The organism is Rhizobium sp. WYJ-E13 (genome assembly GCF_018987265.1).
Lineage (GTDB): Bacteria > Pseudomonadota > Alphaproteobacteria > Rhizobiales > Rhizobiaceae > Rhizobium.
In genome coordinates this window covers 476,608-499,177 of sequence record NZ_CP076854.1, presented here as the reverse complement: position 1 = coordinate 499,177, position 22,570 = coordinate 476,608, and the positions used below count along the sequence as shown (strand labels likewise).

The 22,570-nt window shown below is 59.2% G+C and carries 22 protein-coding genes; 3 read left to right on the top strand and 19 right to left on the bottom strand.

Annotated elements, in window-relative coordinates:
- Window positions 1-2 precede the first annotated feature (2 nt).
- Genes KQ933_RS23870 through KQ933_RS23850 form a run of 5 tightly spaced genes read right to left on the bottom strand, consistent with a single transcriptional unit; the run spans window position 3 to window position 4,888 of the window.
- Window positions 3-1,073, bottom strand: coding sequence for a phosphotriesterase (locus KQ933_RS23870; protein WP_216760297.1), 1,071 nt, complete (start codon window positions 1,071-1,073; stop codon window positions 3-5).
- Complete coding sequence (locus KQ933_RS23865) at window positions 1,073-2,077, bottom strand: ABC transporter permease (protein ID WP_216760296.1); 1,005 nt, start codon at window positions 2,075-2,077, stop codon at window positions 1,073-1,075. The genes KQ933_RS23870 and KQ933_RS23865 overlap by 1 nt, the downstream gene beginning before the upstream one ends.
- The gene (locus KQ933_RS23860; protein ID WP_216760295.1) at window positions 2,074-2,883 is read right to left on the bottom strand and encodes an ATP-binding cassette domain-containing protein; all 810 of its coding nucleotides are present in this window, start codon (window positions 2,881-2,883) and stop codon (window positions 2,074-2,076) included. Before KQ933_RS23860 ends, KQ933_RS23865 begins: the two co-directional genes overlap by 4 nt.
- A complete protein-coding gene (locus KQ933_RS23855; RefSeq protein WP_183733805.1) occupies window positions 2,880-3,830 on the bottom strand; it encodes a substrate-binding domain-containing protein in 951 nt (316 codons plus the stop codon). The genes KQ933_RS23860 and KQ933_RS23855 overlap by 4 nt, the downstream gene beginning before the upstream one ends.
- Window positions 3,827-4,888, bottom strand: coding sequence for a LacI family DNA-binding transcriptional regulator (locus KQ933_RS23850; RefSeq protein ID WP_216760294.1), 1,062 nt, complete (start codon window positions 4,886-4,888; stop codon window positions 3,827-3,829). Before KQ933_RS23850 ends, KQ933_RS23855 begins: the two co-directional genes overlap by 4 nt.
- Before the next feature lie 329 nt (window positions 4,889-5,217).
- On the opposite strand from KQ933_RS23850, the gene KQ933_RS23845 reads away from it, so the two are divergent.
- Both KQ933_RS23845 and KQ933_RS23840 read left to right on the top strand, forming a co-directional pair.
- Window positions 5,218-5,709: a hypothetical protein gene (locus tag KQ933_RS23845; RefSeq protein ID WP_216760293.1), complete on the top strand. Its 492-nt coding sequence runs from the start codon at window positions 5,218-5,220 to the stop codon at window positions 5,707-5,709.
- Window positions 5,710-5,786: 77 nt separating this feature from the next.
- Complete coding sequence (locus KQ933_RS23840) at window positions 5,787-6,368, top strand: YigZ family protein (protein WP_216760292.1); 582 nt, start codon at window positions 5,787-5,789, stop codon at window positions 6,366-6,368.
- Between the two features lie 76 nt (window positions 6,369-6,444).
- Here the strand turns inward: KQ933_RS23840 and gfa are convergent, their stop codons facing one another.
- The 7 genes from gfa to bioB form a co-directional block, all read right to left on the bottom strand.
- A complete protein-coding gene (gfa, locus tag KQ933_RS23835; RefSeq protein ID WP_216760291.1) occupies window positions 6,445-7,017 on the bottom strand; it encodes an S-(hydroxymethyl)glutathione synthase in 573 nt (190 codons plus the stop codon).
- 201 nt (window positions 7,018-7,218) lie between these two features.
- Window positions 7,219-7,893, bottom strand: coding sequence for a VIT1/CCC1 transporter family protein (locus KQ933_RS23830; protein WP_216760290.1), 675 nt, complete (start codon window positions 7,891-7,893; stop codon window positions 7,219-7,221).
- 349 nt (window positions 7,894-8,242) lie between these two features.
- On the bottom strand, window positions 8,243-9,226 hold the full coding sequence (locus KQ933_RS23825; RefSeq protein ID WP_216760289.1) for a beta-ketoacyl-ACP synthase III: 984 nt from the start codon (window positions 9,224-9,226) through the stop codon (window positions 8,243-8,245).
- Window positions 9,223-10,503 (bottom strand): adenosylmethionine--8-amino-7-oxononanoate transaminase, encoded by a 1,281-nt coding sequence (locus tag KQ933_RS23820; protein WP_216760288.1) that lies wholly within the window; start codon window positions 10,501-10,503, stop codon window positions 9,223-9,225. The genes KQ933_RS23825 and KQ933_RS23820 overlap by 4 nt, the downstream gene beginning before the upstream one ends.
- Window positions 10,500-11,141: a dethiobiotin synthase gene (gene bioD, locus KQ933_RS23815; protein WP_216760287.1), complete on the bottom strand. Its 642-nt coding sequence runs from the start codon at window positions 11,139-11,141 to the stop codon at window positions 10,500-10,502. The genes KQ933_RS23820 and bioD overlap by 4 nt, the downstream gene beginning before the upstream one ends.
- Window positions 11,138-12,283, bottom strand: a complete 1,146-nt coding sequence (locus KQ933_RS23810; RefSeq protein WP_216760286.1) for an 8-amino-7-oxononanoate synthase — start codon at window positions 12,281-12,283, stop codon at window positions 11,138-11,140. Before KQ933_RS23810 ends, bioD begins: the two co-directional genes overlap by 4 nt.
- Window positions 12,273-13,232 carry a biotin synthase BioB gene (gene bioB, locus KQ933_RS23805; protein ID WP_253958459.1) on the bottom strand — a complete coding sequence of 320 codons (960 nt, stop codon included), beginning with the start codon at window positions 13,230-13,232 and terminating at the stop codon, window positions 12,273-12,275. Before bioB ends, KQ933_RS23810 begins: the two co-directional genes overlap by 11 nt.
- A 183-nt stretch (window positions 13,233-13,415) precedes the next feature.
- Between bioB and KQ933_RS23800 the strand changes: the two genes are divergently transcribed.
- Window positions 13,416-14,072 carry a GntR family transcriptional regulator gene (locus tag KQ933_RS23800; RefSeq protein ID WP_216760284.1) on the top strand — a complete coding sequence of 219 codons (657 nt, stop codon included), beginning with the start codon at window positions 13,416-13,418 and terminating at the stop codon, window positions 14,070-14,072.
- 142 nt (window positions 14,073-14,214) lie between these two features.
- On the opposite strand, the gene KQ933_RS23795 is transcribed toward KQ933_RS23800, so the two are convergent.
- The 7 genes from KQ933_RS23795 to KQ933_RS23765 form a co-directional block, all read right to left on the bottom strand.
- Window positions 14,215-15,036 carry a bifunctional allantoicase/(S)-ureidoglycine aminohydrolase gene (locus KQ933_RS23795; protein WP_216760283.1) on the bottom strand — a complete coding sequence of 274 codons (822 nt, stop codon included), beginning with the start codon at window positions 15,034-15,036 and terminating at the stop codon, window positions 14,215-14,217.
- 160 nt (window positions 15,037-15,196) lie between these two features.
- Entirely contained in the window at window positions 15,197-16,345 is a 1,149-nt protein-coding gene (gene dgoD / locus KQ933_RS23790) for a galactonate dehydratase (RefSeq protein ID WP_216760282.1), read from the bottom strand.
- Window positions 16,346-16,358: 13 nt separating this feature from the next.
- Window positions 16,359-17,984, bottom strand: a complete 1,626-nt coding sequence (locus KQ933_RS23785; protein WP_216760281.1) for a GMC family oxidoreductase — start codon at window positions 17,982-17,984, stop codon at window positions 16,359-16,361.
- 18 nt (window positions 17,985-18,002) lie between these two features.
- Window positions 18,003-18,899, bottom strand: a complete 897-nt coding sequence (locus KQ933_RS23780; protein WP_216760280.1) for an aldose 1-epimerase — start codon at window positions 18,897-18,899, stop codon at window positions 18,003-18,005.
- Window positions 18,900-18,903: 4 nt separating this feature from the next.
- On the bottom strand, window positions 18,904-19,911 hold the full coding sequence (locus tag KQ933_RS23775; RefSeq protein WP_216760279.1) for an ABC transporter permease: 1,008 nt from the start codon (window positions 19,909-19,911) through the stop codon (window positions 18,904-18,906).
- 12 nt (window positions 19,912-19,923) lie between these two features.
- Entirely contained in the window at window positions 19,924-21,450 is a 1,527-nt protein-coding gene (locus KQ933_RS23770) for a sugar ABC transporter ATP-binding protein (RefSeq protein WP_216760278.1), read from the bottom strand.
- A 75-nt stretch (window positions 21,451-21,525) separates the two neighbouring features.
- Entirely contained in the window at window positions 21,526-22,506 is a 981-nt protein-coding gene (locus tag KQ933_RS23765) for a substrate-binding domain-containing protein (RefSeq protein WP_216760277.1), read from the bottom strand.
- Window positions 22,507-22,570 lie beyond the last annotated feature (64 nt).

The following is a 22,570-nucleotide window of genomic DNA, read 5'->3' as shown; positions in this document are numbered from 1 at the left end:
ACTCAGGCGCTGGCCTGAAAGACCGATCGCGGATTGGCGCGCATGAAAATGTCGAGGGTCGCGTCATCAAGACCGTGACGCTTCAGGCGCGGCAAGAAGTGACGCAGAATGTAGGCGTAACCGTTGCCCCCGTAATGCTTGAGCATCATCTTCAGGAAAACGTCGTGGGACAGGAGAAGACGGTCCGTATGTCCCATCTCGACGAGTTTGACGAGCGCGCGCGCCGCCTCCTCGTCGCTCGGGCATTGCACCTGCTGGTCCGCATAGAAGAAATCCATGCCGATCATGTCATATTCGAGAAATGCGCCGCGGGCGGCGAGTTCCGACTGATAGTTGAGATCGTCATGTGACGGGTTCATGTGGCAGAGCACCGTGTGCCTGAGATCGCCGCCTTCGGAGGAAACGACATCCAGAACCCTGTGCCCCAGGCGGAACCAGCCGGGAAGGTGAACCATCAACGGCAGACCGGTGCGCACCTGTGCCTGAGCAGCCCCCCGCAGCGATTTTTCCTCTTCGACGGTGAAATCCGACGACACTCCGATCTCGCCGATCAGGCCGATCCTGACATCGGTGCCGTCAGCGCCGATGATCGCCTCGGATACGATCTCGTCGGCGATCTGCCCAACCGACATGCCCGCAACCTTTTGCGGATGCGAGGAGCCGAGATAGAAGCCGGCTCCCATGACGATGTTCAGTCCCGTCGCCTTGGAGATCCGCCGTAAAGCAAGCGGGTCGCGGCCAATGCCCTGGCATGTCGGCTCAACGACCGTCCGGCCGCCGAGACCGGCAAAATCCTCGAGTTCAGTGACAGCCAGCTTCTCGTCGTCGAGCGTGATGTTGTGCTTGTTGACGAAAGGATCCTGCCGGAGCTCACCGAGGATTTCCATGCAGACGAATCCTTCGGCAAGATATTGGCGTTCGGGTTCTTTCGGGGCATGCCACCAGCAACGGCAATCATTGAGGATATGCTCGTGCATCAGCGTGACGCCGATGTCCGACACCGGAACCGGCCCCTGGACCGTCATCACATTGCCGGACCGCACGTGGCCCGGCGAAAGCTCGTTTGTCGCCATCAGCTCTTCCTCCTACCTGCCAAGCGGAAGTTGGCGGTGAAGATGCGGGTATTCAGCCAGATGGCAACCAGGATGATTGCGCCGGTGACGATCTGGGTGAAGAAGGGCGAAATATGCATCAGGATCAGGCCGTTGCCGATAACGGCAATGGTCATCGTTCCGAGGACGGTCCCGATCATGGTCCCGCGTCCGCCCATCAGCGAGGTGCCACCGAGCACGACGGCCGCGATGACCTGCAGTTCGAAGCCGACGGCCGCATTCGATGAGCCGGAGCCGAGACGGGCCGCGATCAACAGGCCCGCCAATGCCGAGGCGACCCCGGAGACGAGATAGACCGAGGCGACGATCCATTTGGCGGGCATGCCGACCCGGCGAGCGGCCTCCATGTTGGATCCCACCGCCACGATCTGCCGTCCGTATTTGGTGACGGCCATGATGACATATCCGACGATCGCGACGAGGATTGCGATGAGCGCCGGGACGGGAAAACCGGCGAGTTCCCCGCGCCCCAGATAGAAGAAGCCAGGCTCGTTGTTGATCGGGATGGAATAACCCTGTGTCAGATAGAGCGCCACGCCGCGCAGGATCGAAAGCCCGGCAAGGGTAACGATGAAAGCGGGAATATTCTGATAGGCAATGAACCAGCCCTGCAGAAGGCCGACGATGCCGCCGAGGGCAAGCATGCCGATGCAGACGACCGGCCAGGGAATGCCGGTGGCGAGCGCAATTGCCGCGACGGCGTTGATCAGCGCCAGCATCGAGCCGACCGACAGATCGATACCGCCGGTGACGATGACGAGCGTCATGGCGATCGCGACGGCGAGGATGGGTGCCGCCTGACGCACGATGTTCAGAATGTTGCCCGTCGTCATGAAGGTGGTGGTCGTCAGGGAAAAGAAGACGAGGCATGCCAGAAAGAAGAAGGCGATCGACAGGACCTGGGCGTTTTCGCTCAGGAAGTCGGCCATCGGCGAGCCCTTGGCGCGTTCGGTGTAGACGGTCAATGTCTTTCTCCCCCGACGATGAGCTTGACGAGATCCTCGAGATTGGTCTTGGCGATATCGCGCTCGGCGACCTTCGTGCCCTCGTACATGACGGCGATCCGGTCGCAGACGCGGAACAGGTCCTGAAGGCGGTGGGTGATGAGGACGACGGACACACCCTTTGCCTTGACCCTGTTGATCAGAGCGAGCACGGCTTCGACTTCGGCTACCGCAAGGGCCGAGGTCGGCTCGTCCATGATCAGGACCTTGGGGTTGAATGATGCCGCTCGGGCGATGGCAATCGCCTGCCGTTGCCCACCCGACAGCTTCTCCACCTTGGCAGAAAGGCGCGGGATGCGGATCTCAAGGGCATCCAGCATCCGGCGAGCCTCGCTCATCATTCTCTGACGATCGAGAAACGGACCTTTGGTCAGCTCACGCCCGAGAAACAGATTACCGACGACATCGATGTGGTCGCAAAGGCTCAGATCCTGGAAGACCATTTCGATATGGCGGTCGCGGGCATCTGCAGGCCCGGAAAGGCGAACCTCTTCGCCGTCGAGCGAAATCGTTCCCTCATCCGGCAGGTAGGTTCCGGAGATGATCTTGGTCAGTGTCGACTTGCCGGCAGCATTGTCGCCAACGAGGCCGAGGCATTCGCCGGGAAAGAGGTCCAGGTCGACGCCGCGCAGCGCCTGATGCGAACCGAAGGTCTTTTTGATACCGCGCAACGACACAGCAGGCGTTTGAGCGGACAAGCCGGAGGAACGCGGGGAGGCTTGCGCCGCCCCGGCTTCGGCATAAACAGGCCGGTCGTCACTCATCATTTGAAGACGGCCCGATACGGCTCGACATTTTCCTTCGTCACGATGGTGATCGGGACGGAGATGCTTTTTTCGACGCTCTGACCTGCGGTCAGCTTGGCAAGAGCCTCGACCGCAGCCTTGCCTTCGCCGGCAGGATCCTGCTGGACGACGGCAACGACATAGCCGTCGTCAAGTCCGGAGATTGCCTGCGCGGTCAGATCCCAGCCGAAGACCTTGATGCTGTCCTGCTTGCCTTGGCTCTGGACAGCGGCGATCGCGCCGAGCAGAGCCGGTTCACCGGTTGCGTAGATCGCGGTCATATCGGGGTTGCCGGTGATGAGGTTCTCGGCAGCGGCGAGCGCGTTGTCCTGTATATTCTGGCCGTCGACGACCCCTGACGTCTCGATACCATCGCTCTTGATGGCATCCTCGAAGCCTTTCTGGCGAAGGTTCTGAATGTAGGAGTTCAACGCGCCGACAATGCCGACCTTGGCCTTGCCGCCCATGTTCTTCTTCACATAGTCGAGGAAGTAGGCGCCCATGTCGGCACCGGCCTTGCCGTTGTCGACGCCGATCTGCGACTTCTGAGGGCCTTCCGGCAGGACCGCATCGATGGCAACGACCGGGATGCCGGCATCCGAGGCCTGCTTGACGGCCGGCATGATGCCGTTGACGTCGATCGCCACGACGATCAGGCCATCGACCTTCTGCTGGATGTAATTCTCGATGGCGCTGTTCTGGGCGGAAGCGTCATTGTTGGCGTTGAAGATGACCAGCTTGTCGCCGGATGCATCGGCCGCCTTCTGGGCACCTTCGTTGATCTGGTTGAAGAAAAGCGCCTGCTGATTGATCTGCACAAGCGCATAGGTCTTGCCGGCGGCCTGGGCAAGCGAGGCTCCGAGCGTGGCACCGGCGAGCGCGGTGAAGGCAAGAGCGGCGGTAAACGCCCGACGTCTGATCTGTTTCATGTTCTCATCCTCTGGTTTTGTTCTCGTTGCTTATTGTGGGTCGACGGCGGCGCAACGGAGTTCCGCACGACGATTTCGACTGGCACGAGTTCCTCGGTGGCGAGCGATTTGCTCTCCTGCCAGTTTGTCTCGAGAAGAAGGGATAGGGCGCGACGGCCGATGGTGCGCACCGGCTGCCGGATCGCGGTCAAAGGGGGCGCAAAGAGGTGCAGCGGGCTGACGTCGTCAAAGCCGACAATCGATAGATCCTCAGGGATCGCAATCCCTCTCTCCCGCAGAACTTCGATCATGCCGATCGCGATTTCATCGGAACTGGCAAAGATAGCCGTCGCCGGCATGCCTTCGTCCAGAAACCGGCGCGCCATGTCGCGCCCGCAGGCAATCGTATATTCGCCGCTGTAGCGTCTGATCGATATGTCGTCGCCAAAGCGCTCTCGCAGCCCTTCGCGCAATCCGTTAAAACGCCGCTGCGTGCTGATCATCGCATCGGGGCCGCCGACATAGAGCACGTGGTGATGGCCAAATTCAGCCAGATGACGGCCCGCCAGATGACCACCCTGAAAGTTGTCGCAGAAGAGCTTGGGAACGGCTGCAAGCGGAACGTCTTCGTCGACGACGATGACCTTGCCGGTCCGGTTGATAAGCGCCGCCAGATCTCCGTTATCGGGATGGTTGGTGACGAACACCAGGCCGTCGACGTGATTATGCTCAATCAGTTTGAGATAGGCGACTTCGCGACCGGTGCGGTTGAGCGTCGCATAGAGCGAAACGGCAAGCCCGCGATCGTTCGCCTCCTCCTCCACGGCCGCTACCATGGTCGCAAAGAACGGGTTGGCGATATCGGGGACGACGAGACCGATCGTGTCGGAGCGACCACGGCTCAGTCGCCGCGCGTGCGGATTCGGCTGATATTTGAGGGAGGCGATTGCATTCTCGATGCGCTGCTTGGTGAGGGCCGGAAGATCCAGCGAACCATTGAGCATGCGAGAGACCGTCGTCACCGAGACGCCGGCGACTTTCGCAACATCCTTCAATCCTGGAGTTCGTTCCTGCGCCATCGAGCTTGTAAACCGCTTTAGTAAAACGCTTTACTTACACTCCACGACAAGAGATGAGCTGTCAAGAGCCGTAGGCAGAAGATCACATTATCCATCTACATGATGAGGCTGGCGACAATTCCAGCGCGTTCAGGCAGATCGTCATCCTGATGCAGTCGGGCTGACCGGCTGCGGCTATTATGCCGGTTCGCGAACCTCTTGCTCCGATATCGAAGATTGCATTGTCCTTAGCCGTTGTGGCAGAGACCAGAGCTATCGTTGATAGCTGGAAGGTGGTCTTGTCGGTGAACCGAAAGACTGCCCGCCGTCGGCAAGAGTTTTAGGCCGTTATGACAGCCTCTCTCTATGCCGATTATGTTCAAGATCTCAAGGCGACCTTGGACGACCTCTTTGAGCGGTCTGATCGATATCAAACGTTCGACCTGCATGTCGAACTCGCGATGGGCGAGGCGCTTCTCGTTTATCAAACGAAACGGCAAAGAGGGCAAACGGATACGATCGCCTACGCCCGAGCGCCTAAAGGTAACGCGCAGATTTCGCCGGCAATTGCCTATCAGCGGGTCTCGACCTTCCTGACGATGGAAGACCATATTGCATTGACAGGCGATCCCATGATCAGCCTCAACGCGGAATATCCGCACGCCGTCATCAGCTTCGAGCACAGAGCCAAGGGCGCACCATTCAAAAGCTCGATGAAGATGATCTTCGTCGGGGTCAATGGAGCACAGGACGCGGACCGTTACCTTGCGATGACGAAAGAACCAGCTGCCGTCGTCACGACACGGCCGCACCACTCGACGAGGCTCTGGGAATGGAAGTAGAAGCTTGCGTCCATCGCGCGGTTCAGCCAGTCGGAGCGCTGGGATGAGATTATCAAAAACGATAATTCCGGTTATTCATGTTTCGTCTTGTTGAGCCAGCCACGCTCGAGGCGACGATCAAGAAAAGCAGATTTATCGCGTCCGCTTTTCCTGTCATCGATGAAGCCGAGGCGACAAGGGTGATCGCGGAGAATTCCTCGGCGTCGGCGAACCACAATTGCTGGGCATGGCGTATTGGGCAGGGCTATCGCTTTAGCGATGACGGTGAGCCCACCGGCACAGCGGGCAAACCGATACTGGCTACCATCGACGGCCGATCGCTCGACAATGTTGTCGTCATCGTTACCCGTTGGTTCGGCGGCATCCTGCTTGGCACAGGCGGTCTCGTTCGGGCCTATGGCGGAACTGCCGGAGCCTGCCTGAAAACAGCCACCCTTGCGCCCGTCGTCACGATGGTCGAACGAAAACTCGATCTGCGGGTCTCCGATCTGTCGATGGTGAAGGCTCGCCTCTCTTCCTTTGAAGGCGTGCGCATCGTCGCACAGCACTTCGACGGGATCAGTGCCGAAATGAACCTGCAGATTCCGGAGGATGACCTGGAGACAATTTCTCGTTTGATCGCCGATCTGACACGAGGGCAATCGAAACTGGAGCCCTAGCGATCGTTGACAGTTCTCATCTGCCGGCATCGCATCGAGTGATGCTCTGCCGGCAGACGCGAACTTCCGCCGCACGTCAGGCCGGCAGAACCCCCGCCTTTTTCGCCGTCCAGATGGAGATCAAATCCATCAGCGCGGGCGACAGGCAATCGTAAGGCTCAAGCCCAACCTCCTTGAGATGAGACCGGACGGCGCTCATCTTTCCAGGGTCGTATCCGCTTTCGATGATCGACGATACGAAGGCCGCAAAGCCGGGGCCGGCCCAGCCTTTCTCCTGGAACCGTTCGGGATGGACGAAGGACAGTCCCTGGAAGGCATGCTCGCGCTCGACCGGCCCGTACATGTGAACCCCACATTCCCTGCAGGCATGGCGCTGGATCAGCGCCGATGCGTCGACGACCGCCAGCTTGTTTCCATTCTCCAGCACCTCGACATTCTGCGTGGGGGTCACTGCAACCACCGAAAAGACAGCCCCCTTCGGCTTCCAGCATTTCGTGCAGCCGCAGGCATGGTTGTGGGCGATATCGCCCTTGATGCGGACCTTCACCGGGTTGCTCGCGCAGTTGCACATCAGCGTGCCGCCGGCAAATGGCGCATCGATCGCCCGGTATCCGGAATCCACGATTGGGTGGATCGCTACATTGGTCATGCGTTGTCTCCTTCCCTTCCTGGGCCAAGGCGGGATGCCGCGGCCAAGCCTCTCCTCATCGCGCAAGACAGTCGACGGCCAGCGCGAGATCGCCTCGTCGGGTGAGTATATCACCGCTGCGCGCCCGTGCCGTTTAAAAGCAGGAGGCCGATACCTCATGAAAGAACAACGGTCGCATCCGTATAAGCTGATCCAAAGGCCTCAACCGCCAAGCGCGATTGCTATCGAGACAAGAAGCAAGCCGAGACAGATCATCGTGACGCCTGCGCGAAGTGGCTTGCCGCCTGAAAAACTCGCCCATGCATAGCCCGTCACGAACAGCAATAGAATGAGAAACAGGTTGCTCACTCTCAAGGCCAGTTCGGCATTGGCGATAAACAGGAAGGGAGCGACTGCAGGAAGGGACGTGGCCGAGACCAAGAGGAAGATCGCGATTGCGGCGCCTATATCGACTTTTGACAGGGACACCTTCAAAGGGTCGGCGCGGCGGGCAAGCGCAAGGAGCGATCGGTAGAGCGCGTCCCTATCCGCAGCCTTTGCAGCGAATGGCACCTCTTCAATCGGAAACTCCTTCTCGATCATAGTGAGTGCCGATGCTTCGCTTTTTGCCGCTTTGATTTGCCGGAAGAGACGCAAGCGTCGGCTCTTGTAAAACGTGGTGCCCAGGACGAACAAAACCGCGTCTATGGTGCCCCAGGCGACATTGCATCCAATGGTCGCAATGACCAGTTCGCGGACATTCAACCCCTCCTGTTCGAGGATAAGCCGTGATCCGACCGTCCATGTCAGCGCCATGATCAGTCCGAAAAGGACTTCGCCCAGCGCATCGCCGGGATCGATGATGTTGGAGAGGGAAGAGAACAGGCTCGACTTCATGGACTCTTCCCCAGCGTTGAGATGATAGTCTGCCGTCTCATCAGGCGTCCGACCAAGGAAATCGCGAGCCGGATGAACCAAGGTGACCCTTTCATCCTTCCAGCCCGCAGGACCGGTGATCCGCGCCGGCGAGCCCTTGTCATTGCTCGCGACGGCGCTTGCATCTGATGCGCTGGATGAGCGCCAACATCACAATCGAAGGACTATGACTAAGGGCGCGGACTTCTTCATTGACCGGAGTCAACGCTCAAGAGCGTTGGGCGTGTCCTGCTGATCCGGCTCGACTTCTGAGCCAAGCACCCTCTTCCCTGGCCTCCACTGCAGAACCCATTCGGTGGCATGGCAATCTTCAGACGCCAAAGACGACTGCTCCGCCAATCATCCCTGCGCCGGCCGCGGCCAGAAGCAAATGTTCGCCAGGAGCGAACGGCTGCTGCTTGTTGGCCAGGGAAAGAGACAGAGGGATGGTGGCGGCCGAGGAGTTGCCGAATTCCCCTATGGTCCGCACCGCCTTGGCGGGCTGGAGGCCAAGCTGATCACAGGCAGCGTCGATAATGCGCGAATTGGCCTGATGCGGAACGAAACGATCTATATCGTTTGCGGCCAGTTCAGCTTGTTCCATGGCCCTGACCGACGATTGCGTCATCATCCGGACCGCCTGGACAAACACTGCTCTCCCGTCACGCATCGTCATCCGAAGTTCCCGCGGATTGGTCCCGATTTCAAAAGGACGCGCACTGCCGCCGGACGGGATCTGAATGAGGTCGTAATTCTCTCCCTCCTGCATCAGTTCGACCCCGAGAACACCGCCATGTGAATCCGTCGACGGCGCAAGCACGACTGCGCCGGCAGCGTCCGCGAAGACTGCGGCGGTCCCCCGCTCGTCCATGTTGATGCGGCGACTGAGTATGTTGGCGGCAACGACAAGGGCAGGCCTACCCCAGGTCCTGACAAAACCGTCGGCTAACACAAGCGCGTAGAGAAAGCCGGAACAGGCGCCCGCAAGGTCGATCGCTCCGGAGGACTGCAAGCCGAGACGGCATGCAAGCAGCGGAGCCGAAGGTGGCAGAAGATGATCCGGCGTCGATGTTGCAAGAAGGGTCAGTGCAATGTCGCTGCGGTCCACGCCTGCTTCCTCAAGTGCCATCGCACCTGCGTTCGACGCAAGATCCGTCAGCGTCTGGCCGGGCATCGCCCAGCGTCGCGAGCGGATGCCGGTCCGCCCCTCGATCCAGCCCGCGTCGAGGCCAAGCTGCGTTTCGATTTCCAGGTTCTCGACACGCCGCTCAGGAACATAATGCCCGAAGCCTGCCATCCGGCTAACGATCGTCATGATGCCGCTTTCCTGATGAAATCTGCCGCCTCTTCAATGGCGCCATAGGCTCGATCGAGATCGCTTTCCGTCACGCAATATGGCGGCATCAGATAGATGACGTTTCCGAGCGGGCGGATGAGGAGATCTCTTTGACGAAAGAAAGCCCTGAGACGCGGGCCAACCTCGGAAAGATACCCCGTTGTTTCGACGGCGAGATCGAGCGCGGCAATCGTGCCCTGCTGACGAATATTGGAAAAACGGGGATCGGGCCGAAACCGCACCAGCCTCTCATGATGCATGTCCGCAACCGCCTGAATACGCTCCTTGACCGGCTCCTTGCACCACACGTCGAGATTTGCCAGAGCGGCGGCACAGGCGATGGGGTTGGCGGTATACGAACTGGAGTGAAAAAACATCCGGCTGCGATCGTCCGAAAGATGCGCAGCAAATATCTCGGCCGTGCACAAGGTTGCTGCCAGAGGCAGAGCGCCGCCGGTAATCCCCTTCGAAAGGCACAGGATGTCGGGGGTGATGTCGGACTGTTCGCATGCGAGCAGGGTTCCGGTCCGCCCCCAGCCCGTCATCACCTCGTCGGCGATCAGGAGCGTGTCGTATCGTTCGGTGATCCGCCTGAATTCCGTCAGCAGATGAGGCGAATACATCTTCATGCCGCCGGCGCCGAGAACCAAGGGTTCAATCAGCAGGGCCGCGATCTCGCCACCGCGGCAGAACCGTTCGAGGGCGTCGAGCGTCTGCTGCTCGCGGCCTTCTTCCGGGAACGGGATAGTGTCGACATCGAAGAGCAGAGGCGCGTAGGGCGCATTGAAGACACCGCGTTCGCCGGCGGACATGGTGCCGATCGTATCGCCGTGATAGCCATGTTCCATGACGACGACCCGCGAGCGTGGCGCTCTGTTGTTGTGGAAGAACCCGAGCGCCATTTTTATGGCGACCTCCACCGCGGTCGAGCCGCTGTCTGAATAAAAGACATGGGCCATGCCTGGAGGGGCCAGGCCGATCAAACCGCGGGCCAAAGCTTCCGCCGGCTCATGTGTGTACTCGGCAAAAATGATCTGGTCGAAGCGCTCCAGCGCAAGCCGGATCGCCTGCATGATGGCGGGATGGCGATGCCCGTGAGTGATGACCCACCAGGACGATATGGCATCAAAGACCGAACGACCGTTCTCGTCGATCAGATAGGCGCCGTCCGTCCGGACGATCTGCTTGAACACGGGTTCGAGTTGATGCTGGCTGAATGGATGCCAGACCGGCGATGTCGAAGAAGAGCCGGTCATGCTGCGGCAACCTTCTGAAAGACCGAGATATCGAAATGCGCATCGAAAGCGCGGCGCAACGTGTCCGGCGTCAGCCGGTCGAGGCGCGGCAGGCGGCCGAGACTTGGGATGCCGCTCATTTCCATGATGATTTTCTCGGTGTCGGAACGCTCCTCGCCGATAAAAGCAATGCCGAAAATGGGAACCTGCCGTCTGCTCATCGCTTCGATCGACAGCAGGGTGTGGTTGATGGTGCCGAGCCCGGTCCTGGCGCAGAGGATGACCGGTTGTCGCCAGCGCGCGAAAACGTCGATGAAGGTGATATGCCGGGTCAACGGGACGAGCAGGCCACCGGCCCCCTCGATGACCAGAGGTCGCTTCGCGTCCGGGAGTAGAAGCGAATCCGGCTCAATGACGACGCCGTCGATTTCAGCCGCAAGATGCGGTGAAACCGGGGTCTGGAGGCGCCAGGCCTCGGGCAGGATCCGTTCGGGCGAAAGCCCGCCAAGTCGTCTGACCGTCTCGCTGTCCGTCTCCTCCTCGAGGCCCGATTGGACAGGCTTCCAGTAGCAAGCGTCGAGCGCACGCGTCAGCGCGGCCGCAAAGACGGTCTTGCCTATTCCGGTATCGGTCCCGGTGATGACGAAGCGCCTGCTCATGCCGCCTCCTCTTCAATCACCTCGGCAAGCTCGTCCATCATCCCTGCGATGACAGGTCTATCGACATTCAGGGTGATCGTGATGCGCAGCCTGGCCGTGCCGACGGGGACGGTCGGGTGTCGGATCGCCCTGATATCATAACCCTTCGACTGCATGCGATCGGCAACGCGCATGGTCCGGCCATTGTCGCCGATGATGACCGGCAAGATCTGCGTGCCGCCTGCCGGCCTGCCCAGGCGTTCGACAAATCTTGTGTTGGCAAACCCAATGAGGTCGTGAAGCCTGGCCCGCCTTTCCGGCTCCCGCGACAGAATGGCCAGCGCATGGCGCACGCAGGCCGCCTGCAGAGGCGAAGGCGCCGTCGAATAGATGAAGGGGCGAGCCCTGTTGACGAGAAAATCGCAAAGCACACGACTGGCGCCGACAAGAGCACCGGCAGCCCCGAGCGCCTTGCCACACGTATGCAGGACGATAACATTGTCGCGGCCTTCGATGTCGGCGCAATAGCCGATACCGCCGGTACCGTGCACGCCTGTCGCGTGTGCCTCGTCGACGAAGAGAAAGCCGTCGTGACGATCGGCTATATCCACCAGATCCGACAAGGAGCTGCGGTCGCCATCCATCGAGTAGAGGCTCTCCACAACAATCCACGGAAAACCCGCCCCACCTGCCGCACGCCAAGTGCGGATTGCATCATCGATCGCATTCGCATCATTATGCGGTACGGAAACGACGTCGGCCCGCCCTGCCTTCATCCCTTCATGTGCGCTTGCGTGTACCAGACAGTCATGGACAATGAGATCGCCGCGCTGCGGCAGGGTCGAAAGAACGGCGAGATTTGCGGCATAGCCGCTGCCGAAATAAAGCACTCGCTCGCAACGAAAGAAGACGGCGGCCTCCTCCTCAAGGGCCTCATGTTCCGCATGATTGCCACGAAGCAACCGCGATCCGCCGGCACCAACCGGCAGCCCACGCTCGATTGCGGCGATCAGCGCAGCGCCCATGGCAGGCGATGCGGCAAGCCCCAGATAGTCGTTCGACGTGAAATCGGCGCCGGTATCGTGGCTGAGTGCGCGCAGCCGGTTCCTCTGCCGCAGTTGCTCAAGTTTCCCATCGTAGCGGGCAAGCCGGTCAGAGATCACCCGACATCTCCATGGTGACGGGCGTGAGGCCCAGCCGGCCGAGGAGCCTTGAATCGCGGTCATTGCCTGGATTGCTTGCCGTCAGCAGCGTGTCGCCGATGAAGATCGAGTTGGCGCCGGCAAAGAAGCAAAGCGCCTGCATCTCATCGCTCATTGCCGTTCGGCCGGCGGTCAGACGCACCGACGAACTCGGCATCATCAGGCGCGCAAGGGCAATGATGCGGATGAACTCGATCGGATCGACAGGGGATGCGTTTGCCAATCTGGTGCCGGCAACGGGGATCAGCATGTTGATTGGCACGCTCTCGGGCGGCGTCGGCAGATTGGCGAGCGTAACGAGCATGTCGATCCGGTCATCTTCCGTCTCGCCCAATCCCAATATTCCGCCACTGCAGACCTTGATGCCTGCCTCTCGCACATGGGCCAGCGTCTCCAGGCGATCCTCGAAGCGACGCGACGTGACGACTGCGGGGTAAAAATTTTCCGAGGTATCGATGTTATGATTGTAATAGTCGAGGCCGGCATCCGCGAAGGCCTCGGCCTGCTCCGGCGAAAGCATGCCAAGCGTCATACAGGTTTCGAGGCCAAGCGATTTTACCGCCTTCACCATGGCGACGATCGCCGCCTCGTCCCGGGACTTGGGGCTGCGCCATGCGGCACCCATGCAGTAACGCGTGGCGCCGTTTTCCTTCGCCTTGCGGGCCTCGGAAACTACGTCCTCGAGTTTCATGAGCTTGGTCGCCGTCAGGCCGGAAGCGTGGTGGGCCGATTGACTGCAGTAGCCACAGTCCTCCGGACAGCCGCCTGTCTTGATATTCAGCAGTTTGGCAAGCTCGACGCGGTTAGGGTCGAAATTCATTCGATGGACGGTTTGTGAGCGGAAGAGCAGCTCGTTGAACGGCAGATCGTAAAGCTCGCGTGCCGAGGTGAGCGTCCAGGGATCTCTCATACAGCCGTGCTCCGTTGCCGCCTCTGTTTTCAACATGACCATTCTCCTGCACGAGCACCGATAGCAGCATGTTGGAACTCGCTTGAATTATAGATAATCTATGACTATGCTACCTATTTAAGAGGCTATCGCCCGAATTTGGCTCGATCAATCTATTTTATCATAGATTATCTATGGAATATCATGGCAGAAACAGTCGCAGAACGCATCGCTCGTGTGATCGGGGAGAGAATTGTCGCCGGAGAACTGGCTGCGGGAACCCCGCTTCGGCAGGATCATATCGCTGAGGAATTCGACGCCAGCCATGTGCCCGCCCGGGAAGCCTTTCAACTTCTGCGCGCCCAGGGGCTGGTCGTCAGCGAACCGCGCCGCGGCATGCGTGTTGCGCCGCTGGATCAGGCTTCAATTCAGGAAACCGTGGAGATTCGCGCCGCGCTCGAGACATTGGCGCTGAGGCTGGCAGCCCCCAGGATCAATGCTGCCGCATTCGAAAGAATAGAACTGGCGCTCGCGGCCGGAGACCAGGCAAAAACCATTGAGGAATGGGAACAGGCCAACCGCAACTTTCACAGGGAATTGGTCACTCCCTGTCGGATGCCAAGACTGCTCAGCATGCTCGACGATCTTCAGCTCGCAAACTCACGCATCATATTCTCGGCGACGCGTTCGGCCGGCTGGCGACCCGGGTCGAGCCATGCGCACCGACAGATCGTCGACACCCTGAAGAAGCGTGACTTCCACAGTGCGGTATCCCTGCTCGACGCCCATATCCGCGGGCTCGAGCGAGCGACGAATGACGGCAGGTCGGCTGCCGCTCAAACCAAGCCATTGCCCCGCTGATTGCCGGTGCGAAAGCACTGCTTCCACTGAGTTGCGCGCCTGGCAGGTAAACTACTCCTGCCGAACTGATGCGCGATACGCGTGAATGGAAGCGTGACGTCTCCTTCGCCCGCAACGCATCAAGTATCGGAATGGTCCAAGCCTACCAGAGAGACGCGTGCCGATTGACGTCCTTGTAGAGCAGATAGCGGAAGCGGCCCGGTCCACCTGCGTAGCAGGCTTGCGGGCAGAACGCGCGCAGCCACATGAAATCGCCGGCCTGAACTTCCACCCAATCCTCGTTGAGGCGGTAGACGGCCCGTCCTTCGAGAACATAGAGACCATGTTCCATCACATGGGTTTCCATGAAGGGGATCACAGCACCCGGTTCGAACGTGACGATGGTGACGTGCATGTCGTAACGCATGTCCGCGGGATCGATGAAGCGCGTCGTCGCCCACCGGCCATCCGTGTCAGGCATCGCACCCGGCTGATGCTCTTCCTCATGCGTGAAGATCGCAGCCGGCCGATCCAATCCCTGGACCTCCTGGAAGGCCTTTCTTATCCAGTGAAACGTCGCCACATCCGCGCCGTCGTTTTGGAGCGTCCAGGCACTGCCGGCAGGGAGGAAGGCAAAGGATCCTGGACGAAGATTGTGGACGCGCCCTTCGTACCCGATCGCCAAAGTCCCCGCCACGACGAAGATTGCCGTTTCAGCGCGCGGCTCCGGTTCAGGCTTCGTGCTTCCGCCGCCAGGTGCGACCTCCATGATGTATTGCGAAAAGGTTTCCGAAAAACCCGTCAAAGGCCGCGCAAGGATCCAAGCCCGCGTGTTCGTCCAGTGAGGAAGGTAGCTCGTGACGATATCCGTCATTACGCCTCGGGGGATCACCGCATAGGCAGTGGTGAAGACCGCTTTGCCGGACAGGAGATCGGTTTGCGGCGGAAGCCCACCGGGAGGGGCGTAGTAGGGACGGTTTTCCATGAAGATTCTCTCAGCAGTTTGAATGTTTCGAACGCTATTCTGAATGCTGCGGCGCCTCAAGATCGATCTGCACCGGCGGCATCGACAGCCAGCCCGTCAGGCCCGTCAACGCCGGAGAGATTCACCATTGGGTGACTGTTACGCCGACATGCTATCGCCTTTACCATTCGGCGAGACTTCCATCCTCATGCCGCCACACCGGATTGCGCCAACGGTGGCTCTCCCTGGCGCGGTCCCTGACATATTCCTCGTTCACCTCGATGCCAAGACCCGGGCCTTGCGGTATCGATACGAAGCCATCGTCGTAATGGAAAATCTCCGTGTTTGAGATGTAGTCGAGGATATCGTTTCCGCTGTTGTAGTGAATGCCCAGACTTTGCTCCTGAATGAAGGCATTGTAGCTGACGGCATCAATCTGCAAGCAGGCAGCAAGGGCAATCGGGCCGAGCGGGCAATGTGGTGCAAGCGCAACGTCGTAAGCCTCGGCCATCGTCGCGATCTTGCGGCATTCGGTGATGCCTCCAGCATGGCTCAGATCCGGCTGCAAGATGTCTACATAACCATCCGAGAGAACCTGCTTGAAGTCCCAGCGTGAATACAGGCGCTCGCCGAGAGCAATCGGTGTTGAACAATGATTGGCCATTTCCTTCAATGCTTCGCGGTGTTCGGACAGCACCGGTTCTTCGATGAAAAGCAGCTTGTAGGGTTCGAGCTCCTTGGCGAGAACTTTGGCCATTGGTCGATGAACCCGGCCGTGAAAGTCGGCGCCGATGCCTACGTGGGGACCGACAGCCTCGCGGACTGCTGCAATGTTCGCAATGATCGCATCTATCTTGTCGTAAGTGTCTACGATCTGAAGTTCTTCAGCACCGTTCATCTTGATCGCTTTGAAGCCGCGGGAAACCACGTCCTTGGCATTGTCAGCCACATCGGACGGGCGATCGCCGCCGATCCAAGAGTAGACCTTGATGCGGTCGCGCACCTGGCCGCCGAGCAGCGAATGGATCGGCTGACCAAGCGCCTTGCCCTTGATGTCCCAGAGTGCCTGGTCGATCCCCGAGATCGCCGACATGTGGATGGCGCCGCCGCGGTAGAACCCGCCGCGATACATGACGGTCCAATGGTCCTCGATCAAAAAGGGGTCCTTGCCGACAAGGTAATCAGCAAGTTCATGGACGGCCGCCTCGACCGTCAATGCTCTGCCCTCGACAACCGGTTCGCCCCAGCCGACGATGCCTTCGTCCGTCTCGATCTTCAGAAACAACCATCGTGGTGGGACAATGTAGGTCGTAAGCCTTGTGATTTTCATGAAATATGCCTGTTCATGCGAGGATGAGGTCTGCAGCTTTTCCCGCTGCTGCCATGACAGCGGCGTTGGTGTTGCCGCTGACGATCGCCGGCATCATCGATGCATCCACCACTCGAAGGCTTCGCGTTCCCCTTACCCGCAGGTTTAGATCCAAGACAGCTTCCTGATCCGAATCCCGTCCCATCTTACAAGTCCCGACGGGGTGGTATCCCGTCTTCACTGTCCGTTTGCAGTGAGCCGCGACGGCATCGTCGCTGGTTACGTCCGGTCCCGGAAAAATTTCTTTTTCGATCAGGTCCCTCATAGGCGACGCGTCCAACACTGTTCTCGCGAACCGGAAAGCTGCCATGGTGAGACGCAGGTCGTCCGGATGGCCGAAAATTCGCGTGTCGACGATGGGATTGTCGAAGGGGTCCTTCGATGCCAGTGTCACCGAGCCTCTTGCCTTCGGTCGCAACAGAAGTGAGTTGATCGTCACGCCGTCGCCAGGTTCGGTACCCATGACGTCACGGTCGAGGTAAACCGTAGGAACACAGAACATTTGGATAGTCGGTCGGTCATTATTGCCGTCTGGATCATAGAACGCGCACGTCTCGACCCCAGTGGTCGAGACCGGCCCCGACTTGAACATCAGATACTGCAATCCGGCCTTGATCATCGGCCAACCGCGGTCTTGCCCATAATAGCCAAACGAGCCCTTTGTGGTCGCGACGACCGGGCACTCATAGTGGTCCTGCAGATTCTTCCCGACACCGGGCAACGCGACGACTGTCTTCAGGCCGTGCCTTGTCAGCTCATCCTCCGGACCAATGCCCGACAGCATGAGGAGCTTCGGCGTCTGGTAAGCGCCAGCTGCAAGTATGACCTCCTTGCCAGCGTCCGCCTGCTTCGATGTGCCCTTCTGCACGTATCGGACGCCAGTCACCTGGTCGCCGTTCATCTCCAGCGACGTCACTGTTGCTTCAGTTTCGATCGTCAGCAGTGGGTTGTTCATAACCGGGGCGAGGAAGGCGTCGACGGAGCTGGAGCGCTTGCGAGTCCTCCAATCGATTGTGTGCTGCATGAAGCCGACACCGAACTGGCGGGCACCATTGAAGTCAGGATTATAAGGGATTTCCATACCCTGCAGCGTCTTTATGTAGGTGCGCGTCATCGGGCTGGTATGGCCGAGATGAGAGATCTTGAGCGGCCCGCCTACCCCATGAAATTCGCCGGCAAGATGGTCGTTATCTTCCTGCTCTTTGAAATATGGCAGCAGGTCTGCGTATGACCACGCTCCATCGTTGGAGCCTTCTGACGTGGCGAGTTCGTTCCAAAGATCGAAGTCGGCAGCCTGGCCGCGCATATAAACCATCGCGTTGACCGTGCTGCCGCCACCTAGCACTTTCCCCTGTGGGACGATCGGACCGCGCCCGTTCAGTTGCGGCTGCGGCTTCGTCTGGTGCATGGACAGATACGTGTCCTTGGCGAGGAACTTCATGTAGCCCGCCGGAAAGTGCATGATAGGGTTAGCCTTGGCGGGGCCACGCTCTAGAAGCAGAACCTTGGCCCTGCCCTCTCGCACCAGTTTCGCCGCAACCACACAGGCAGAGCTTCCGCCGCCAACTATGATATAGTCATAACGGTCGATCGTAGACATTCATAAACTCCAAAACCGTCAATTCCAGTGGCTTGAGGGGCGCAGGCGCATGCTTCCGGAGAGGATTTCGCCGGGTTGCAACACCTTCAACTCGCCGAGATCAGGCAGGTTATGTCCATTGGCCAGATGGGTCATTGGCTCGAAGCAAAAGTAGTCGCGCTTAAAGTCTGGATCGAATGTCGTGTCCGACACGAATACAAAGGCGTGCTTGAAGATTGCGTCAGCGGTTAGATGCAGCGATGTGTGCCACTCCGGCCATACTATAAATGCCTCGCCGCTCCAATCCTCGAAACCGTTGTTGACCCATCGATGAGGCAGCTTCGCTGGTGAACTGAAATCAAGATCTGCCGGAATTTCGGTTTGCTCACCCGGCAGCCAACCTTTCACCTCCGTCCAGAATTTCCGGGCAGGCGCGAGCAACGTGGTGTTGGGCGTCATCGGGAAATAGGGATGCCAACCCAGCCCGAACGGCATAGCTCGTTCGCCGCGGTTTTCGACCGTCAGCGTCATCGTCAGCCTCTCCTCACTTAGAGCAAAGTGCTGATGCGCCCGATATTCGTAAGGGGTTGCACCGCCCCGATGGGTAAAGCTCATCTCGACCGAGGTGGGCGTTTGTCTTCCCAGCGACCACTCCGCTTGCCATCCTTCACCGTGCAGATAATGCTTATCCCACTCGGTATTCGGCCTGAACTGGTAGTCGTTGCCATCGAAGGAAAACCGGTTGTCCTTCACCCGATTGCCGAATGGCACGAGCGGATAGCAGGACGATCCCAATGCATTTGCGTCCTCCGACTGGCTGGGGCGTAACAGCGGGACTTTTCCGATACCAACGTCCCGCCAAAAGCCCAGCAAAAGCCCGCCCTTCGTCGAGACGCGAAGCGAAAGCGGGCCAGCTGCGAGGTTGACTACCGACATGGGCTCAACCCTTGTTACGCGACACGCTGCGCTTGATCGCCTGAATATTGGCAAGCACCGCGATAACAATGATCAGACCACGAACGACCTGCTGGAAGAAGGGATTGATCCCCAGCAAGACGAGGCCGTTTCCAATGAGAGTAATGACCAACACGCCCAGGAGCGTACCGAGCATTGATCCCCGCCCTCCCGACAGCGAGGTGCCGCCGACAACGACTGCCGCGATGACATCGAATTCGAGGCCGGTGGCTGCGGTCGCATTGCCGGACCCAAGGCGCGACACCAGCAGAATGCCCGAGATCGCTGCCATGGCACCGGCAATCGCGAAAAGCGTAACGCGGATCTTCGATACGCTGATACCGCTCAGGAACGCAGCATGCGCATTGCCGCCAATCGCGAAGACCGACCGTCCAAACGCAGTCTTTCGGCTGATGAATGCAAAGACTGCGAACAACACCAGCATAATGATAGCCGCAGGTGGGATGCCGAGGACCGAGCGATCCAACGCGTCCAAGGTGTCGTTTCGACCAATCGAGACCGGAAGCGCGTCCGTCACAAAGAGAGCCGTCCCGCGCAAGGCGCTCCAAAGGCCCAACGTCCCGACAAAAGACGGCACATCGAAATACGCACGCAATGCTCCTGCGATAGATCCAAGCAGTGCACCGACGACAATCGCAAGCGCAAATGCAATCGGAGTAGGAACGCCCCACTGAAGAAAAAACGCCAGGACCACCGAGATGAAAGCCACCATCGGTCCGACGCTGACATCAATCTCACCGGCGATGATGATCAGCGTTGCGGCCCACGCAGCAATACCGATCGTCGCCGCGTCGCGGAGGATGTTGATTTGATTATTAAAGGATAGAAAGCCATTCGCCGTCGATGTGAAGACGATGTAGAGTACGACAATTGCAACGAACAGGCTGAGTTCGTTCATGTGTTGAGAGAAGTTGAAGCCGGATTTGTTCGAGGTCCGGGCGGAAATGGGCTTTGCAGCCTGGTCGAGTGACATCGCGTGTCTCCCTCAATGTCCTGCGATGCAGGCTGCCATCAAGGCGTCCTGATCAATGGTCGGTGATTTGAACTCTTCCTGCAGCGTCCCGTCACGAAGCACGAGAACCCGATCGCAGACGAGAGGCAGCTCCTCAATCTCACTCGAGACGAAGATGATGCTGCGCCCTTCGGCAGCGAGCTGACGGATGATTGTATAGATCTGGGCCTTGGCCTCGACGTCAACGCCGCGAGTGGGCTCGTCGAGAAGAAGGACGCGACTGTTGGCGTAAACCCAACGACCGATGACAACCTTCTGCTGATTGCCGCCTGACAGCGTGCCGATAGGACTATCTGTCCGCGCCGTCTTGATATGCAGTCTCTCGACGACTTTGCGCGTGGCTTCTGCCATCAATCTGGAGGAAAGAATGCCACTCTTGCTGACGCCCGAAAAATTCGTCGACAACGTGTTCTCATCGACCCCAAGGAGCGGGACGATCCCCTCTTCCTTGCGGCTTTCCGGCGTATATCCGAAACCTCGGGCTATCATTTTCTTGTAGTGACCGGGCGTCACCGAAACCCCGTCAACAAGCACGTTGCCGCGGTCCTGGGTTTGGACACCCATAATCGCTTGCAGAAGCTCGGTACGGCCGGAACCAAGCAGACCCGCGATGCCCAAAACTTCCCCTGCCTTGAGCGAAAAGGAGATGGAGGCCAGTTTAGGGGACAGAGCAAGGTCCTTTACTTCGAGAACGGTCTGTCCCTGGCTTCTGTTTTCGAGTGCGGCCGTCTGAGACGCTTCAGACCCGAGCATAAGCCGGACAATCTCGCGCGTGTCGGCGCCCTTTACATCAACCGTTTCGATAATGCGACCATCGCGCATAATCGTCGCCGAGTGCGCGATCTGACGAATTTCGTTCATCCGATGACTGACGTAGATGACCGCAATGCCATCGGAAGCGATCCGCTTGACGGCCGCCATCACTTTCTCGGCCTCAACTGCAGCGAGCGAGCTCGTTGGTTCGTCCAGGATAACAAGCTTAGGTTTGCCGAGCAGTACGCGGGCGATTTCCAGCAGCTGGCGTTCAGCCGGGCTTAGGCTCGCCACCAGGGAATTGGGCGGCCGGTCCAAACCAAGCCGGCCCATCGCCTCGGAAGCCTCGGCCTCCATATTGGCGTACTGGATGACACCCCCTTTTCGCGGCCAGCGCCCGAGGAAGAGGTTTTCGGCAAGCGACATTCCCGGCACCAGGCTAAGCTCCTGGTAGACGACGCGCACTCCCTTATCGAAAGCATCCTGAGCCCGATTTGAGCCTGAATAACGGAGTTCCTCGCCATCAACCGCGACGCTTCCGGTGTCTGGCACTTCGGCTCCGGTCAGGAGCCGGATGAGGGTCGATTTGCCGGCGCCGTTTTTGCCTAGAAGGGCCCTAACCTCGCCTGCCGCGACTTCAAAAGTTGCGTTGTCAAGGGCCAATACGCCCGGGTATTGGCGGGTGCATCCCTTGATTGACGCGATTGAGCGGCGAGCAGCCTCAACCGAGCGCGATATCTGTGTCATGACATTATCCACCGATGAGAAGACGCCGCCAGCTTCCTGGCGGCCTCGATTGCTGGTCTCGTCAGACGACATACCTCACGGAATACCGTCGGCATGCGCCTTGAGCCAAGCCTTGCCGTCGTCGGACGACTTGTAGAGATCGATATCGTAGGGAACCTTGATCCCCTCCGGCGGCTGGCCATCGATCGACTTGATCGCCTGTGCGAGCGCCAGCTTGCCGAGGCCCTGGCCCGAAATGTCTACGACTGCCTTGATGACCGTGAAGTCTGCAAGTTCTTGAGCGATCTCCGTGGTCATATCGCCACCAAAGACGACAACCTTGCCGGTCTTGCCCTGACTCTTGACGGCACGAGCAGCACCAAGCGTAGCGCCACCGGCTTCACCGAAGAACGCATCGATATCGGGGTTGGACGAAAGCATCGTGCTCGCGACGGAAACCGCCTTGTCGAGGATAGCACCTTCCTGGTTCGCAACGATCTGAGCGCCCGGAATCTTGGCCTTCAGCGCTTCCTCGAAGCCCTTGCGGCGGGTAACGCAGACTTCGACGAATTCGCAGTTGAGAACAGCGATTTTCGGCGCGTCCTTCTTCTCGGCGATGAAGTAATCGGCAGCCGCATCACCGAGTTTATGCCCGAAATCATAGGGGTCGCCGACGGCATAGGCCGAGATATATTGCTTCATGTCGGCGTCGTTCAAGCAGGTGTTGTAGCAGACGACCGGAATACCTGCTTCGTGAGCGCGACGAATTGCTCGGTAGGAGCCGTCGGCTGAAACCGGCGAAACGATGATCGCCTGCACCCCGGACGAGATCAGCGAATCGATGAAGGAGGATTCTTTGCTCACATCTCCTTGCGCATTGGTCTCAACGATATCGAGCTTCCGGCCAGCGTCGTTCGCGCCGGTTTGGATGCCTTTGCGAACACCGGCATAGAAGCCTTGCGCATCCATGTAGATGGCGCCAACTTTGAGATCTTTGTCCTGGGCATAGACCGGCGTGACAAACGCGGCGCTGAACGTGCTTAGCGCCAAGACGGCAGCTTGCTTGATGAGCTTCATCGCTCCCTCCCTATTGATTGCAGAAAATCGTTGAACTCGGGCGTGCCGGGCTCATGCAGACGAG